The organism is Brevundimonas sp. UBA7506 (assembly GCF_002479495.1).
Classification (GTDB): Bacteria; Pseudomonadota; Alphaproteobacteria; order Caulobacterales; family Caulobacteraceae; genus Brevundimonas.
In genome coordinates, this window is sequence record NZ_DLNQ01000014.1 from 44,176 (window position 1) to 59,800 (window position 15,625).

The 15,625-nt window shown below is 68.0% G+C and carries 11 protein-coding genes; 5 read left to right on the forward strand and 6 right to left on the reverse strand.

Features of this window, described 5'->3' with window-relative positions; genetic code table 11:
- Positions 1 to 10 precede the first annotated feature (10 nt).
- The 3 genes from B3K53_RS12265 to B3K53_RS12275 all read left to right on the forward strand — a co-directional run bounded on the left by B3K53_RS12265 (position 11) and on the right by B3K53_RS12275 (position 2,687).
- Complete coding sequence (locus B3K53_RS12265; protein ID WP_292084663.1) at positions 11 to 631, forward strand: SCO family protein; 621 nt, start codon at positions 11 to 13, stop codon at positions 629 to 631.
- 96 nt (positions 632 to 727) lie between these two features.
- Positions 728 to 2,008 (forward strand): polyhydroxyalkanoate depolymerase, encoded by a 1,281-nt coding sequence (locus B3K53_RS12270; protein ID WP_292084664.1) that lies wholly within the window; start codon positions 728 to 730, stop codon positions 2,006 to 2,008.
- Complete coding sequence (locus B3K53_RS12275) at positions 1,974 to 2,687, forward strand: M48 family metallopeptidase (RefSeq protein ID WP_292084665.1); 714 nt, start codon at positions 1,974 to 1,976, stop codon at positions 2,685 to 2,687. Before B3K53_RS12270 ends, B3K53_RS12275 begins: the two co-directional genes overlap by 35 nt.
- A gap of 163 nt (positions 2,688 to 2,850) precedes the next feature.
- Here the strand turns inward: B3K53_RS12275 and B3K53_RS12280 are convergent, their stop codons facing one another.
- Both B3K53_RS12280 and B3K53_RS12285 read right to left on the reverse strand, forming a co-directional pair.
- On the reverse strand, positions 2,851 to 4,929 hold the full coding sequence (locus B3K53_RS12280; protein ID WP_292084666.1) for a transglycosylase domain-containing protein: 2,079 nt from the start codon (positions 4,927 to 4,929) through the stop codon (positions 2,851 to 2,853).
- Positions 4,930 to 5,074: 145 nt separating this feature from the next.
- Positions 5,075 to 6,028 (reverse strand): alpha/beta fold hydrolase, encoded by a 954-nt coding sequence (locus B3K53_RS12285; RefSeq protein ID WP_292084668.1) that lies wholly within the window; start codon positions 6,026 to 6,028, stop codon positions 5,075 to 5,077.
- A gap of 99 nt (positions 6,029 to 6,127) precedes the next feature.
- Here B3K53_RS12285 and B3K53_RS12290 point away from each other — a divergent pair, with 99 nt between their 5' ends.
- The gene (locus B3K53_RS12290) at positions 6,128 to 7,243 is read left to right on the forward strand and encodes an aromatic ring-hydroxylating oxygenase subunit alpha (protein WP_292084669.1); all 1,116 of its coding nucleotides are present in this window, start codon (positions 6,128 to 6,130) and stop codon (positions 7,241 to 7,243) included.
- Positions 7,244 to 7,356: 113 nt separating this feature from the next.
- Here B3K53_RS12290 and B3K53_RS12295 read toward each other — a convergent pair whose 3' ends face one another.
- Together B3K53_RS12295 and B3K53_RS12300 are read right to left on the reverse strand one after the other, a co-directional pair.
- Positions 7,357 to 8,016, reverse strand: a complete 660-nt coding sequence (locus B3K53_RS12295; protein WP_292084670.1) for a TetR/AcrR family transcriptional regulator — start codon at positions 8,014 to 8,016, stop codon at positions 7,357 to 7,359.
- A 236-nt stretch (positions 8,017 to 8,252) separates the two neighbouring features.
- The gene (locus B3K53_RS12300; protein ID WP_292084671.1) at positions 8,253 to 10,115 is read right to left on the reverse strand and encodes a cation:proton antiporter; all 1,863 of its coding nucleotides are present in this window, start codon (positions 10,113 to 10,115) and stop codon (positions 8,253 to 8,255) included.
- Between the two features lie 153 nt (positions 10,116 to 10,268).
- On the opposite strand from B3K53_RS12300, the gene B3K53_RS12305 reads away from it, so the two are divergent.
- A complete protein-coding gene (locus tag B3K53_RS12305) occupies positions 10,269 to 12,407 on the forward strand; it encodes a M13 family metallopeptidase (protein ID WP_292084672.1) in 2,139 nt (712 codons plus the stop codon).
- A 372-nt stretch (positions 12,408 to 12,779) separates the two neighbouring features.
- On the opposite strand, the gene hisS is transcribed toward B3K53_RS12305, so the two are convergent.
- Positions 12,780 to 14,273, reverse strand: coding sequence for a histidine--tRNA ligase (hisS, locus tag B3K53_RS12310; protein WP_292084673.1), 1,494 nt, complete (start codon positions 14,271 to 14,273; stop codon positions 12,780 to 12,782).
- Between the two features lie 55 nt (positions 14,274 to 14,328).
- On the reverse strand, positions 14,329 to 15,564 hold the full coding sequence (locus B3K53_RS12315; RefSeq protein WP_292084675.1) for a DUF418 domain-containing protein: 1,236 nt from the start codon (positions 15,562 to 15,564) through the stop codon (positions 14,329 to 14,331).
- Positions 15,565 to 15,625 lie beyond the last annotated feature (61 nt).

Consider the following 15,625-nt stretch of genomic DNA (forward strand, 5'->3'; position numbering starts at 1 on the left):
GGAGAAGTCGATGCCGCGTCGTCCTGTCATCCTGTTCGCGTCCGCCTGTGCGGTCATCGCCCTGGCGCTCGGCCTGATCACCATGGTCGTGGTCAAGGGACGCGAGCAGTCGGCTCAGGTCGCCGAGACCGGCACGGGGCAACCGATGGTGGGCGGGCCCTTCACCCTGACCAACCAGGACGGACAGGTCGTCGATCAGTCGATCCTGAAGGACAAGTGGACCCTGGTCTTCTTCGGCTTCACCTACTGCCCCGACTACTGCCCGACGACGCTGGGCGTGCTCAACGCCGTTCAGGAGCGGATGGGCGACAAGGCCAAGGATCTGCAGATCGTCTTCATCAGCATCGACCCCGAGCGCGACACGCCGCAGTTGCTGAAGGACTATCTGTCGTCGGACGGCTTCCCCAAGGGCGTCATCGGCCTGACCGGCACGCCGGAACAGACGGCCCAGGCGGCGAAGGCATACCGCGCCTTCTACCAGAAGGTCGGCGAGGGCGAGGGCTATACGATGAACCACAGCCTGACCGTCTATCTGATGGGGCCGGACGGCCAGTTCCGCAGCGCCGTGGCCCACGACCTGGGGCCGGACCGCACCGCCAGACTGATCGAGAACGCCATGGAGCGCGGCTGATCACCTTTCCCTGATTGGGGCGAGCTTGGTCTGTTTTGCGCTGAAACCTAATATATGCTGCACTGCCGCATCGGCGGGGGCCGCAGTCGGGGTTTCATGCTCTACGCATTTCACGAGCTCGCCTATCATTCAGCGACGCCGTTCCGGATCGGGGCCCAGATGGCCCGCCAGTTCTGGACATCGCCCTTCAATCCGGCCTCGGACACGGCCATCGGCCGCACCGCCTACGCCTCGGCCGAGGTGTTCGAGAGCCTTACGCGGCGCTACGGTAAGCCCGCCTGGGGGCTGGAGATCCTCGACATCGACGGCCACGCCGTGCGCACGACCGAGCAGGTGGTCTGGTCCTCGCCCTGGTGCAGGCTGGTGCGCTTCAAGCGCGACGCGGGCGATCTGAAGAAGGCGGGCAAGCCGTCCGACGCGCCCGCCGTCCTGATCGTGGCGCCCCTGTCGGGCCATTACGCCACCCTGCTGCGCGGCACGATCGAGGGCTTCCTTCAGGATCACGATGTCTATGTCAGCGACTGGAGCAACGCCCGACAGGTGCCGGTGCTGGAAGGCCGCTTCGACTTTTACGACTACATCGACCACGTCCGGGCCATGCTGAGCGCCATCGGCTCGCGCGCCCACGTCGTCGGCGTCTGTCAGCCGGGACCGCCGGTGCTGGCGGCCTGCGCCGTCATGGCGGCCGAGAACGACCCGAACCGGCCCGCCTCCATGACCTTCATGGGCTCGCCCATCGACGCCCGCCTGTCGCCGACGGTGACCAACCAGCTGGCCGAGGAAAAGCCCTTCACCTGGTTCAGGTCGAACATGATCCACACGGTGCCCTGGCCCTATCCGGGGTTCGGACGGCGCGTCTATCCGGGTTTCGTCCAGCTCTACAGCTTCATGTCGATGAACGAGGACAAGCACGTCGACGCCCATCATCGCTACTTCGAGAGCCTGGTCGACGGCGACGGCGACGGGGTCGAGAAGCACGAGCAGTTCTACGACGAATACCTGTCGGTGCTGGACCTGACCGAGGAATTCTATCTCCAGACCATCGACATCGTCTTCCAGCAGCACCTGTTGGCGCGGGGGCTGTTGGAGCATCGCGGACAGACGGTCGATCTGACGGCGATCAGCGACATCGGCCTGGCCACGGTCGAGGGCGAGAAGGACGACATCTCCGGCGTGGGTCAGACCCAGGCTGCGCATGGCCTGACGCCCAACATCCCCGACGACCGCCGCCTGCTCTACGTCCAGCCGGGCGTGGGCCATTACGGCGTCTTCAACGGCCGCCGCTTCCGCGACGAGATCTATCCGCGGGTGCGCGACTTCATCGCCCAGAACGAGTCCTTAAGTGCAGTATCGGAACGGCCAGCGGCTGCCGCTTGAGGGCGGGGGCGCCCTTCGCCTGTCGGTGAACCCGCGCGCACGAAGGCTGTCGATCCGTATCGACGCCCGCGCCGGTGAAGCCGTGGCCGTGGCCCCGTCGGAGCGGCGTCTGGGCGAGGTCGTGGCCTTTGCGCGCACCAGGTCAGACTGGATCGCCGACCGGCTGGCCGCGCGGGTTGCTGGCGCGCCGCTGGAGCCCGGCGCGACCATCTCCTGGCTGGGACGCAGCGTGCGGCTGGAGGCGGTCGGCGGGGCCGGCGCGGCGCGTCTGGTCGAGACGCCGGACGGGCCGGTGATCCGCTCGGGCGGCGAGGGCGAGGCCTTCTCGCGCCGGGTCGAGAACTGGTTCAAGAGGGCGGCGCGCGCGTTTCTGGTCGCCCGCACCGAGGTTCATCTGACGGCGCTGGGCCAGAAGCCGGTCAAGGTGTCGATCGTCGACACCCGCTCGCGCTGGGGTTCGTGCAGCCCGCACAACCGCTCGATCCGCTATTCCTGGCGGGTGATCATGGCCCCGCCGGAAGTGGCCGACTATCTGGCCGCGCATGAGGTCGCCCACCTGGTCCATGCCGACCACAGCCCCGCCTATTGGGCGGTGGTGCACCGGCTGGTCGGCGATCATCGCCCGTTCCGCCAATGGCTGCGCGACCACGGCGCGGCCCTGCACGCCGTGGGGCGGTAGAGGCCTAGACTCCCGCTCATCCCGGCGAAGGCCGGGATCCAGATCAAATGACGAGACGGCAGGTCCTGCACGCGGGATCGCACTACTTCCGCAGACGGCGCGCCTTACAATCTGGGTCCCGGCCTTCGCCGGGACGAGCGAGAAAGTATGCGTTCTTCCTCCCCTAGAAGAACACCGCCTCGGGCTTCTTCTCGCTGCGCGGGGCGTCCTTGGGGGACGGCTGCGGCGAGGTGGGGCGAACGACCGGCTGGTTGTTGGGCAGGGGCGCGGGCGCCGGGACGGGCTGGCCGTCGACGATGGCGGGGCCGGGGTCGCCCTCGACCGGCTGGGCGTAGGGATCCTCGACCTGACCCATCATGTCGCCGACCGGATCGGGCGCGACCCAGCCTTCGGGCAGGGGCGGGCCGTTGGGGATGGGGTGGACCGCCAGCTTGGGCAGGGCGGCCTCCATGAAGCCGCGCCAGATGGCGGCGGGCGAGGAGCCGCCGGTCACGCCGCGCATGGCCTTGTTGTCGTCCTTGCCGACCCAGACGGCGGCGACGAAGCCGCCGGTGTAGCCGACGAACCAGGCGTCCTTGTAGTCCGAGGTGGTGCCGGTCTTGCCCGCGATGTCACGCCCGCCGATGGCCGCCGAACGGCCGCTGCCCGAGGTGATCACGCCGCGCAGCATCTGGTTCATGTAGTAGAGCGGCGGGTTGTTGATGGTTTGACCGTTTTCGCCCGTGCCGTGGCTGTAGATGACGCGGCCCGAAGGGGTGCGGATGCGGCTGATGCCATAGGCCTCGACCCGCTTGCCGCCGTTGGCGAAGGCGTCATAGGCCTGAGCCATCTCCAGCGGGCTGACCTCGACGGCGCCGAGCGCCATGGACGGCTGCAGGCCGATTTCGCTGGTGATGCCCAGGCGGCGGGCCGCGCGAGCCACGGCGTCGCGGCCGACCTGATCGGCCACATAGGCGGCCACGGTGTTGGTCGACTGGGCCACGGCCTGGGCCAGGGTCATCTGGCCCGAGAAGTTGCCGGAATAGTTCTTGGGCGACCAACCGCCGATGGTCACGGGCTGGTCCACGACCGGCGTCGAGGGCGTGTAGCCGGCCTCGGTCGCCGCCAGATAGACGAAGGGCTTCCACGCCGAGCCGGCCTGGCGGCGGGCGTCGGTCGCGCGGTTGAACTGGCTGTCGGCGTAGGAGCCGCCGCCGATCATGGCGCGGACCCGGCCTTCGCCGTCCAGGGCGACCAGGGCCGCCTGTTCGACGCCCCGGCCCTTGTCGCGGTCGAGGATGCGGCGCACGGCGCGCTCGGCGTCGGTCTGCAGGGTCAGGTCGAGGGTGGTCTCGACCACCATGTCCTCGGTGGGTTCGCCGACCAGGCCGCGGATCTGCTTGTCCAGCCAGTCGATGAAATACTGGGCGTGCTGGCTGGCCAGGGTGCGCGAGACGCGGACCGGCTCGGCCACGGCGGCTTCGCGCTGGGCCGGGGTGATGGCGCCGACGTCGACCATTTCGTTCAGCACGACGTTGGCTCGGGTGGCGGCGCGTTCGCTCTCGGAGACGGGCGAATAGCGCGACGGGGCCTTCAGCAGGCCGGCCAGCAGGGCGGATTCGCCGACTGTCAGCTTGTCCGCGCTCTTGTCGAAATAGCGCTGCGAGGCGGCCTCGATGCCATAGGCGCCGGCGCCGAAATAGACGCGGTTCAGATAGAGGGCGAGAATCTCTTTCTTGGTGAACTTCATCTCCAGCCAGACGGCCAGCATCAGCTCCTGGACCTTGCGCTTCATGTTCTGATCGGGCGTCAGGAACAGATTCTTGGCCAGCTGCTGGGTGATGGTCGAGCCGCCCTGGACCACGCGTCCGGCCTTGAGGTTCAGCGCCATGGCGCGGCTCATGCCGATGGGGTCGAAACCGGGGTGGTGGTAGAAGCGGCGGTCCTCGATGGCCACGAAGGCGGCGGGGACATAGTCGGGCAGGGAGTCCAGATCGACCGGCGGGGCCATCTGGGTGCCGCGCACCGCGATCAGGGCGCCGGAGCGGTCCAGATAGGTGATCGAGGGCTGGCGCTCGACGTCATAAAGCGTCGAGGTGTCGGGCAGGTCGCGCGCGAAGATGGCGAAGAAGACGACCGCGAAGATCAGGCCCCAGACGGCCAGCACCGCGCCCCAGTAGAAGAGGTTGCCGAGGAAGGACCGACGCGGCTTCTTGCCGCCAGCCTGCTCGTTGCGGTCCGGTCCGCCGTCTTTACGCGCCATGAAAGTCCCTCTTGCAGCGGCGTGACCCTAGAGCGAAATCGGCAGGGACGCGACAGCGTCCAAACTCAGATATTCGCCCAAGCAAGACGCCGGGTCGCGCCGTCGCAGAAAACGCCGTCTTTTCTAATCACAGGAGCGTGAGGACCTATTTCGCCGAAAGAAAGGCGTCGAGGTCGCCGTAGAAGGCCGTCGGCTGGTCCAGCATGATGAAGTGGGCGCTGTCATCGATGCGCTTCAGTTTCGCGCCCGGCAGGGTCGAAAACGACATCTGATAGATGGCGTCGGTGATGGCGTCGGTCATGCGCGGGTCGTTGAACTTCACGTAGAGGACTTCGGTCGGGGCGGTGATCTTGCCCAGTTCCGGGCGCAGATCGGTGACGATCAGTTCGCGGAATGCGGCGGCCGAGACCTGCTGATCGCTGTTTTCGGTGTCCTGCAACGGGCCGGAGCGGGCGGCCTCGGTCTTGATCATGCCGGTGACGGCGGCCTTGGCCTGGGTCAGGTACTGGTCGCGGGGCGCGGTCGACTGGGCGGTGAAGACCTGATCGGCGACGGGGACGACGCTCTGGGCCGTGGTTCCGGGCGGGCCGAACATGGCGCCCATGAAGGGGATCATGTCCACCACCATCAGCTTGCCGACGAGGTCGGGGTGCCGTGCGGCCAGCATCATGCCCATGGTCCCGCCCATGGAGTGGCCGACGACGGCGGGCTTTTGCAGACCCTGTTCGCGAATGTAGCGGGCGATTTCCTCGGCCACGGGGGCGGCGACAGGCCCGGTCGCATTGCCCTTGGCCGGGGCGCCGGCGAAGCCCTGAACATGGATGCGGTGGACGCGGTAGCGGTCCCCCAGATGATCGACCACGCCCTGCCAGATCTCGGGCGAGGACGACAGGCCGGGGATGAGGATCAGGTCAGGGGCGCCTTCGGGGCCGTCGACGCGGACGTGCAGGCGGTCCGAGGCGAAGGCGGCGTGGGCGTGGCCGTGAGCGGCGTGGCCCTCGGCATGGTTTGTGTGGCCGTCCTGGGCCAGGGCGGGCTGGGCGGCGACCAGCAGCAGGGCGGCGGCGCCGGAAGCAAGAATGGAGGCGGTGCGGATCATGGCGTCTTCTCCCCGAAGATTTTGACCCAGATTAATTCATCGGTTGCAGAAGGGAATGGGCTTTGGACGGGCGGCGGTCCCTGCTGCTAGAAAGCGGCCATGACCGCTGACGCTGCTTCTTCTCCCGCGACCGCTCCCGAGGCCAAGGCGCCGCCGACCGCCTTCGGCAAGGGCTTCGTGCGCGACGCCTGGTATTTCGTGGCCCTGGCGCGCGACGTGCCGGTCGCCAGTCTGAAGCGCTATGAGGTGATGGACGAACCGGTTCTGGTCGGCCGGACCCGCGCGGGCGAGGTCTACGCCATGCGCGACATCTGCCCCCACCGGGCGGCGCCCCTGTCGGCCGGGCGTCTGGTGGAAAAGCCGGGCGAGGGCGAGACGATCGAATGCCCCTATCACGGCTGGCGCTTCCGCCCCGACGGCGTCTGCGCGGCCATTCCCTCCCTGGTCGAGGATCAGGCCTTCGAGGCCAACCGCATCCGGGTGCGGTCCTATCCGGTGCGCGAGAGCCAGGGCCTGGTCTTCGTCTGGATGGCTTCGGACGCGCGCAATCCGTCCGAGCCGGACCACGAGCCGCCGCTCTTCCCCGGCGCCGAGGTCGAGGCCAAGCTGGTCGAGGCCATGGACTTCGACAGCCATATCGACCACGCGGTCATCGGCCTGATGGACCCCGCGCACGGCCCCTTCGTGCATCAGCAGTGGTGGTGGCGCTCCGAACACTCGATGCACGAGAAGGCCAAGACCTTCGCGCCGCGCGACTATGGCTGGGCCATGGTGCGCCACGCCCCGTCGTCGAACAGCCGCCTGTACAAGATTCTGGGCGGGGCGCCGGCGACCGAGATCACCTTCCGCCTGCCGGGCTATCGCTGGGAGCATATCCAGGTCGGCGCCAAGCAGGTGCTGGCCCTGACCTGCCTGACGCCGGTGACGGAAAACAAGACCCGCATCACCCAGATCTTCTGGTCCGACCACTGGGTGTTCGCCATCGCCAAGCCCTTCCTGCGGATGGGCGTGGTCGCCTTCCTGAAGCAGGACGGCGGCATGGTGAACCTGCAGAACGAGGGGCTGAAGTACGATCCCGCCCTGATCTGGATCGACGACGCCGACAAGCAGGCCAAGTGGTATCAGCAGCTGAAGCGCGAGTGGACCAAGAGCCGCGCCGAGGGCCGCGCCTTCGTCAATCCGATCAAGGAAATTGTCCTGCGCTGGAAGAGCTGAGCGGAGGGCTGGCCACGGTCAGTCGGCGCCGGGTCTGAAGCCAAGAAAAAGGCCTCTCCCGCGATGGGGAGAGGCCTTTTTGTTCGGCGGTCAGGGGCGCGTCGCCCCGCCGATTACTGGCGCGACAACTGGCTGGACAGGATGAGGTCCAGTTGCTTGCGGATGTGCGGCGTCAGCTCCTCGATGCCCCAGTTGTCGTAGGCGGCGTAGCGGAAGTTGGCGATGAAGACGTCCCAGATCATGCGGGCCATGACCAGCTGATCCAGGTCCTGACGCAGTTCGCCCTCGCGGATGCCGCCTTGCAGCACGGCGATGACGGCCTCGATGATGGGCTTGACGAAGGTGCGCGAACGGGCGTCGGCGGCCTCGGGCTGGAACCACGAGCGGGCGATCATGGCCTGCATCAGCGGCAGGTGCTCCAGCGAGCGATGGTAACCGGCGGTCAGGCCCTCGGCCAGACGCTCCGCGACGCGGCCTTCATGACCGGCGGCGGTCTGGATGTCCTGCAGCAGCCCGGCCATTTCCTCGGCGAAGACGCACTCGAACAGTTCGGCCTTGTCCTGGAAGTTGGCGAAGACGGCGCCGGTCGACATTCCGGCGCCCTTGGCGATGTCGCGAATGGTGGCGGCGTCGTAGCCGCGCTCGGCGAAGAGGGCGCGCGCGGCGTCCAGCACCTTCTGACGGGTGCGGATCTTGGCGGCCTGGCGGCGGTTCATCCGGACCGGGGCTTCGGTTTCGGCAGCCTCGGGGGCGGACAGGGTGGTCTCACGCATCAGTAAAATACTCTGGCTCGGGAGGGGCTTAGAGCCCGCCGGTCGTGAAGGACGTTAGCAGCATCGAACCAGATCCGACGCCGCCTCGGCGTGGACCACGGCAAGACGACGACAGGCGTCCCGTGGGGGGAGGCGAACTTTCATCACCGAACATTGACCAAAATGGGTCACGAACCGCGCTCAAATCTTGCTGAAGCTTGGCCTTAAGGTCAATCTACATAAGGGTTTTTACGTAGTCACGTATTCCCGGTCGGTGGCGAGAGAGCGGATCGCACGCTTCTGAAAGCCCGGGCGGGGCGGGCGCCGCGATCATCGGGCGCGGCCGCCTGGAAGGTTCTGCGGAAGCCGTCGCGGCGTTCATGGATCGACGCCAGCACAAGCCCCATGGGCACGCCGAGGTCGACCAGGGTGTTTTCGGCCAGTTGCAGGCTGGCCTCGGTGGTTTCCGGCACGGCGTCGGTGACGCCCAGGGCGTAAAGACGGGCGGCGTGTCGGTCGTCGCGTGCGCGCGCGATGAGGATCAGGTCGGGGCGCAGGGCGCGGGCGGCCTTGACCACCTCATCGACCTTGGTCGGGCTATCCATGGTGACGATCAGGGCGCGGGCGGATTCCAGGCCGCAGGCGTTGAGCATCTCGGGCCGGGCGGCGTCGCCGAAATAGACTTCGAAGCCCTCGGCGCGGCCGGAGCGAACCGAGGCGGGGTCGGCGTCGAGGGCGATGAACCTCTGGTCGTGTTCGGCCAGAAGTTCGCCCACCAGTCGGCCCACCCGACCGAAGCCGACCACCAGGACGGCGCCGTCGGGCGCCAGGACGGCGCCGTTCGGCGACAAGCCCTCAGCGTCGGTCTCAAGCGGAAGGGCGGCGCCTTGGGTCAACACCCGCGCCAGGACGGCCAGGGGCGGGACGGCGAACATGCTGAGGGTGGCCGCCAGCATGGCCTTGCGGGTCAGGTCGGGGTCCGCCAGGCCCTCGACCAGGCCGGTCGACAGGACGACGAAGGCGAATTCGCCCGCCGGGCCGAGAACCAGGGCGGTCTCGATAGCCGAACGCGCCGCCAGGCCCCAAGCGCGCGCCAGAATGAAGATGATCAAGGCCTTCAACAGGATCAGGCCGCCGGCCAGACCCAGCACCGTCCAGGGGTCGGCGGCCACGGCGTCCAGATCCAGGCCGATGCCGACGCCGATGAAGAAGACGCCGAGCAGCAAGCCCTTGAATGGATCTATGGCCACCTCGACCTCGCGGCGGAACTCGGTCTCGGCCAGGAGCACCCCGGCCACGAGGGCGCCCAGGCTCATCGACAGGCCGACCGCCTGGGCCCCCAACCCGGCGACGACAACGACCAGAAGGCAGGCGGCGACGAACAGTTCACGGCCCTCGCCGCGATGCTGGGCCCGGGCCACCGAGCGGAACATGGGGCGCAGCACCAGCCGGCCTAGCAAGACCATCAGGAACAGGCCGCCGGCGGCCGGCAGCAGGGTGAAGAGGGCGCGTCCCAGGGCGGCGGGCTCTACGGCGCCGCCGGATGCGGCGCTTTGGGCCAAGGTGGCCAGAACGGTGACGGTGATCAGGATGGGCGCCACCGCCACGTCCTGGGCCAGAAGCACGGCGAAGGAAGCGCGGCCGGTCTCGCTGTTGATGCGGCCCTGCGCCGCCAGAACCGGCATGACCACGGCGGTCGAGGAAAGGGCCAGGCCCATGCCCAGAACCGCTGCCCCCGCCAAGGGCTGGCCCAGGACCATGAATACGACGGCGATGGCGACGGCGCAGACGGCGATCTGCAGCATGCCGAGTCCGAAAACCATGCGACGCATGGCCTTGAGCCGTTCCCACGACAGCTCCAGTCCGATCATGAACAGGAGGAAGGCGACGCCCAGCTCCGACAGTTGGCGGATCTGGGCCTGATCGCCGATGGTCAGCCAGCCGAGCCAGCCGTGCGTCTGGGCGAACCGGCCCAGGCCGTCGGGGCCCAGCAGGACGCCCGCGGCCAGAAAGCCCAGAACCGGACTGATCTTGAGGCGGTTGAACAGGGGCACGACCACGCCCGCGGCCGCCAGAAAGACCACAAGGTCCCGATACTCGCCGCCGTGCGCCTGGCCCATGGATCCTCCGTAAGGTCGCACTGTGATGCAGGCGATCACGTTCTGGCGATACCGCTCGCGTCTTTCATGAACTTTTTTTAAGACGCCGGGGCGCTCAAGGCGGGATTAGGGTCCGCGCCGAACCTGAGCATGGGTTAGTCGAGGGATTTGCTTATGAAGAAACTGCTGATCGGGGCCGCTGTCGGCGCCCTGTTCCTGCCCGCCGGCATGGCGGCGGCGCAAGACGGTCACGACCACGCCTGCGTGGACGAGAGCTGCACGGTCGTGGAACTGTTCCACGGCGCCTCGGCGCCCGAAGGCGGCGCTGCGCCGGCCGGCTGGGTCGGCACGGACGCCCCCAAGTACGGAACCTGGGGCTTTGACCTGTCGGGCCGCGACACCTCGGTCTCGCCGGGCGACAGCTTCTTCCGCTACGCCAACGGCACGGCCTTCGACAAGCTGCAGATCCCGTCGGATCGCACCTCCTACGGCTCCTTCCCCCTGCTGCGGGAACTGTCGGACAACCGCATGAAGGCCCTGATCCAGGGTCTGGTCGCGCGCACCGACCTGACGCCGGGCTCGGACGAGGCCAAGATCGCCGACGCCTATCGCAGCTACATCGACGAGGCGCGCATCGAGCAGCTGGACGCCCAGCCGCTGCAGCCCTACCTGGCCGCCATCCGCGCCGCGGACACCCATGAGAAGATCGCCGCCTACATGGGTCAGACCCAGGGCCGCGTCGGCTCGTCCTTCTTCGGCACCGGCATCACCATCGACCAGAAGAACCCCACCCGCTACGCCGTCACGACGGGCCAGTCGGGCATCGGCCTGCCGAACCGCGACTACTATCTGGACGCCCGCTTCGCGGACAAGAAAGAGAAGTATCAGGCCTATATCGAGCGGATGCTGACCAATGTGGGCTGGGCCGATCCGGCCGGTCACGCCGCCGCCATCGTGGCGCTGGAGACCAAGATCGCCGAGGCCCACTGGACCCCGATCGAGAACCGCAACCGCGACAAGACCTATAACGAATACACCATCCAGACCCTGGCCGCCGAGGCGCCCGGCTTTGACTGGACCGGCTATTTCAACGCCGCCGGCCTGGGCTCGGTCAATCGTCTGATCGTGCGCCAGAACACGGCCATGCCCAAGATCGCCGCCATCTTCGCCGCGACGCCGATCGACACCCTGCAGGCCTGGCAGGCCTTCCACACCACGGACGACGCCGCCGGCAGCCTGTCCAAGCGTTTCTCGGACGCCCAGTGGGAGTTCCGTTCGCGCGACCTGTCCGGCCAGCCCGAGCAGCGTTCGCGTGAAAAGCGCGCCATCAGCTTCGCGGAAGGTTCGCTGGGCGAGGCGGCGGGTCGCCTGTATGTCGCCGAATACTTCCCGGCCGAATCCAAGGCCAAGATGGAAGAGCTGGTCGCCAACCTGCGCACCGCCCTGTCGCACCGCATCGACAACCTGACCTGGATGGGGACGGAGACCAAGGCGGCGGCCCAGGAGAAGCTGCGCAAGTTCACCGTCAAGATCGGTTATCCGGACAAGTGGCGCGACTATTCGGCCCTGGAAGTCCGCGCCGACGACCTGTTCGGCAACACCCAGCGTCTGGGCCAGTTCCAGTGGAACTATCAGCTGAACCGTCTGAATCAGCCGGTCGACAAGGCCGAGTGGGGCATGACGCCCCAGACGGTCAACGCCTACTACAACTCGGCCAATAACGAGATCGTCTTCCCGGCCGCCATCCTGCAGCCGCCCTTCTTCGATCCGAGCGCGGACCCGGCGGTCAACTACGGCGGCATCGGCGGCGTCATCGGCCACGAGATCGGCCATGGCTTCGACGACCAGGGCTCCAAGTCCGACGGCGACGGCGTGCTGCGCAACTGGTGGACCGATGAGGACAAGGCCAACTTCCAGGCCCTGACCACCCGTCTGGGGGCCCAGTACGACCAGTTCGAGCCCCTGCCGGGCTTCCACGTCCAGGGCGGTCTGACCATGGGCGAGAACATCGGCGACGCCGCCGGCACGGCGGTGGGTCTGGAGGCCTATCATCTGTCGCTGAACGGCAAGCCCGCGCCGGTGATCGACGGCGTGACCGGCGACCAGCGCTTCTTCTACGGCTGGGCCCAGGTCTGGCAGTCCAAGTACCGCGAGGACGCGCTGAAGAACCAGATCGCCACCGATCCGCACAGCCCGGCCGAGTTCCGCGTGATCGGCCCGGTCCGCAACATCGACGCCTGGTACGAAGCCTTCGGCGTCAAGCCGGGCGACAAGTACTACCTCGCGCCGGAAGACCGCGTCCGCATCTGGTAAGCGTGACGTCTGACGAATGAAGAGGGCCGGGGCGTCGCCGCTCCGGCCCTTTTTCATGGCTAACCGCTGGCTATCGAAGCTTGTTCGACAATCGGCTGTCGCGTCATCGTCCGAGGGCGGAGTTGCTGGGTGTCAGGCATGAAAAAGCCCGCTGCGGGGGATACATCGCAGCGGGCTTTCACGCTCTCTAAGGAGCGGACGTTTCCTCCCCGAAACGCCTCCAAGATGTCGCTGCGTTTGATCGCTGCGCCTCCTGAGTGAGACCAAATGACGCGAAGGCCGGGGGCAAGTCAATCATGTCCATGCCAAAAGGCAGGTCTTTCGTGACTGAACGTCGATAATACACGCTCAGCGCCAAAAGTTAATCGAAGACTATTCGATAATGGCCCGGATCGTGGCGATCAGGTCGCCGCGCGCCACTTTCTGCTGACCGGGACGCTCGGCCTTCCAGGCTTCGTTATCGGCGATGGCGCCGGCGCGGGCGCGCCCGGCGTCAAGGTCCTTGATGGTGACTTCACCGGCGGCCAGCTCGTCGCCGCCGAGGATGACCACGGCCGGCGCGCCGCGACGGTCGGCGTATTTCATCTGCGCCTTCATGCCGGCGCGGCCCAGATAGAGCTCGGCGGCGATGCCGGCGGCGCGCAGCTCGGACACGGCGTCGAGATAGTGCTGCATGTCGTCTTCCGCGAAGACGATGACCACGACGGGGCCGCGCGTCGCATCGTCGGCGCCGCGACCGGCGGCGCGCAGGGCCGAGGCCAGACGCGACACGCCGAATGAGAAGCCGGTGGCCGGGGTCGATTGGCCGGTGAAGCGGGCCACGAGGTCGTCATAGCGGCCCCCGCCGCCGATGGAGCCGAAGCGCACGGTGCGGCCCTTGTCGTCCTTAGTGTCGAGCAGAAGCTCGGCCTCGAACACAGCGCCGGTATAGTATTCCAGACCGCGCACGATGGTCGGGTCGAACTTCACCTCGGCCTCGCCGACGCGCATGGCGGTCAGGGCGCGGTCGATGGCCGACAGCTCGGCCAGGGCCGCTTCGCCCGCGGCGCCCAGGCCGGCGCCGGCGTTGGCCACGGCGTCCAGCACGCCCGCGCGGCTAAGGCCGGGGGTCTCGGCCGAGACGAGGAAGGCCTCGACCGCGCCGATGACGGCGGCAGGCAGGCGGGCGCCCTTGGTGTAGTCGCCGGATTCATCTAGACGGCCCTCGCCCAGCAGGGCGCGCACGCCCTCCAGACCCAGGCGGTCGTACTTGTCGACAGCGCGCAGGGCGGTCAGGCGCTGGACCGCGTCAGTCACGCCGCCGGCGTCGAACAGGCCGTCGAACAGCTTGCGGTTGGAGACGCGGATGACCGACTGGCCGTCGCCGAGACCGGCGGCGCGCAGGCCCTCGCAGCCCATGGCGATGATCTCGGCGTCGGCCTCAGGGCGGTCGGAGCCCACGGTGTCGGCGTCGCACTGCCAGAACTCGCGGAAGCGGCCGGGACCGGGCTTCTCGTTGCGCCAGACCGGGCCGTAGGCGTAGCGGCGGAAGGGCTTGGGCAGGGTCTCCCAGTTCTGGGCGGCGAAGCGGGCCAGGGGCGCGGTGTGGTCATAGCGCAGGGCCATCCACTCGCCCGGCTCGTCCGATCCGGCGTCGTCCTGCAGGGCGAAGACGCCCTCGTTGGGGCGGTCGGCGTCGGGCAGGAACTTGCCCAGGGCGTCGGCGTACTCGAACGCCGGGGTCTCCAGCGCCTCGAAGCCCCAGCGCTCATAGACCTCGGAAACGCGCGCCACGATGCGGCGTTCGGCGGTCAGGTCGCGGCCGCGACGGTCAGCGAACCCGCGCGGCGAGCGGGCTTCGGGGCGGATGGGGGCTTCGTCGGTCATGCCGCGCGATTAAGCCATCGGCGGACCGGCTGCAACTTGCTGTCCGGCGTCTTGGTCAGACGGCGCGGCGTAGAGGCAGATCGTGGCCATAGCTGAGGCGGCGCCACAGCCACTCCAGCGGCCCCATGCGGAACCGGCTCAGCCACAGCGGCGACCAGATCAACTGCAGGGCCCAGACGGCGGCGACGACGGCCCACTGGGCCGGGTAATCGATCTGTCCCATCAGGCGCGGCCCCCACGGCATGTAGAAGAGGGTGCTCATAATCAGCGTCTGGCTTAGATAGTTGGTGAAGGCCATCTGCCCGACCGGAGCGAAGATACGGCGCACCCACATGACGCCGCGCGAGGTCAGCAGGATCAGGCCGCTGGCGTAGGCCAGGGTGATGAAGATCGGGTAGGAGGCGACGACCTCGGCCCAGCCATGGGTGGCTTCAACGCCCGGTCCGGCCGTGATTTCACGCCATTCCAACACGCCGAGCAGGGCCAGGACCGCGCCGCCGACCGCGAGCAGGGTCAGATAGACGCGGGTCTGCAAGCGGCCATGGAAGAAGCCGGCCTTGAACAGGCCCAGGCCCAGCATCATCAGCGGGATGGTGGCGAAGACATAGCCGAACAGGCTGGCGCTTTGCAGGATGCCCCAGGCTTTCAGGTTCTCGATCAGGCCGGCGGGCCAGCCGCTGCGATAGGCGGCGATGCTGGCGGAGACAGCGCCTTCGGCCAGGTCCATGCTGTCGTCGCTCATGGCCTCGACCAGGGCGGCGGGGCCGTTGACCGTCAGCCACATGGTGGCGGCCTGCATGGTGGCCAGGGCCAGTGTGGCCGCCGCTCCGAACAGAATGAGCGAACGGGCCGACATCGAGCGCATCAGCATCACGAACAGGCCCGACCAGGCGTAGAGCAGCAGGATGTCGCCGTACCAGAAGGCGGCACCGTGGATGACGCCGAACAGGGCCAGCCACATCAGGCGGCGGCGCAGCACGCGACCGCGCGCCCCGTCCCCGCGTTGACCGCCGACCAGAAAGATCGAGACGCCGAACAGCATGGAGAACAGGGTGACGAACTTCTGGTGGAAGAAGACCTCGACCGTCCACTGCGCCGCAGCAGCGGCGCCGACCAGGGGGAAAGGCGATTGCTCCGGCGACATCGCCGCCGACATGGGCAGGGCGAAGGCGGGGGCGTTGACCGCCAGGATGCCCAGCACCGCCACGCCGCGAAGCACGTCCAGGGTCTGGATGCGCGCGCCGGCGGCCACGGGCTGCGGGCTGTCCGCGAGAAGGATCTGATCAGTCATGGCGTCGGCTCTCCCCCGTCGAGGAGACCGGTCATGCGGGCTGCGGGCGGCGCCGACACCT

Excerpts from the sequence above, each read along its gene's own strand:
- hisS (WP_292084673.1), bottom strand. The coding sequence starts at position 14,273 with ATGACCGACGAAGCCCCCATCCGCCCCGAAGCCCGCTCGCCGCGCGGG.
- B3K53_RS12285 (WP_292084668.1), bottom strand. The coding sequence starts at position 6,028 with ATGATCCGCACCGCCTCCATTCTTGCTTCCGGCGCCGCCGCCCTGCTG.
- B3K53_RS12265 (WP_292084663.1), top strand. The coding sequence starts at position 11 with ATGCCGCGTCGTCCTGTCATCCTGTTCGCGTCCGCCTGTGCGGTCATC.
- B3K53_RS12280 (WP_292084666.1), bottom strand. The coding sequence starts at position 4,929 with ATGGCGCGTAAAGACGGCGGACCGGACCGCAACGAGCAGGCTGGCGGC.
- B3K53_RS12305 (WP_292084672.1), top strand. The coding sequence starts at position 10,269 with ATGAAGAAACTGCTGATCGGGGCCGCTGTCGGCGCCCTGTTCCTGCCC.
- B3K53_RS12300 (WP_292084671.1), bottom strand. The coding sequence starts at position 10,115 with ATGGGCCAGGCGCACGGCGGCGAGTATCGGGACCTTGTGGTCTTTCTG.
- B3K53_RS12295 (WP_292084670.1), bottom strand. The coding sequence starts at position 8,016 with ATGCGTGAGACCACCCTGTCCGCCCCCGAGGCTGCCGAAACCGAAGCC.
- B3K53_RS12290 (WP_292084669.1), top strand. The coding sequence starts at position 6,128 with ATGACCGCTGACGCTGCTTCTTCTCCCGCGACCGCTCCCGAGGCCAAG.
- B3K53_RS12315 (WP_292084675.1), bottom strand. The coding sequence starts at position 15,564 with ATGACTGATCAGATCCTTCTCGCGGACAGCCCGCAGCCCGTGGCCGCC.
- B3K53_RS12270 (WP_292084664.1), top strand. The coding sequence starts at position 728 with ATGCTCTACGCATTTCACGAGCTCGCCTATCATTCAGCGACGCCGTTC.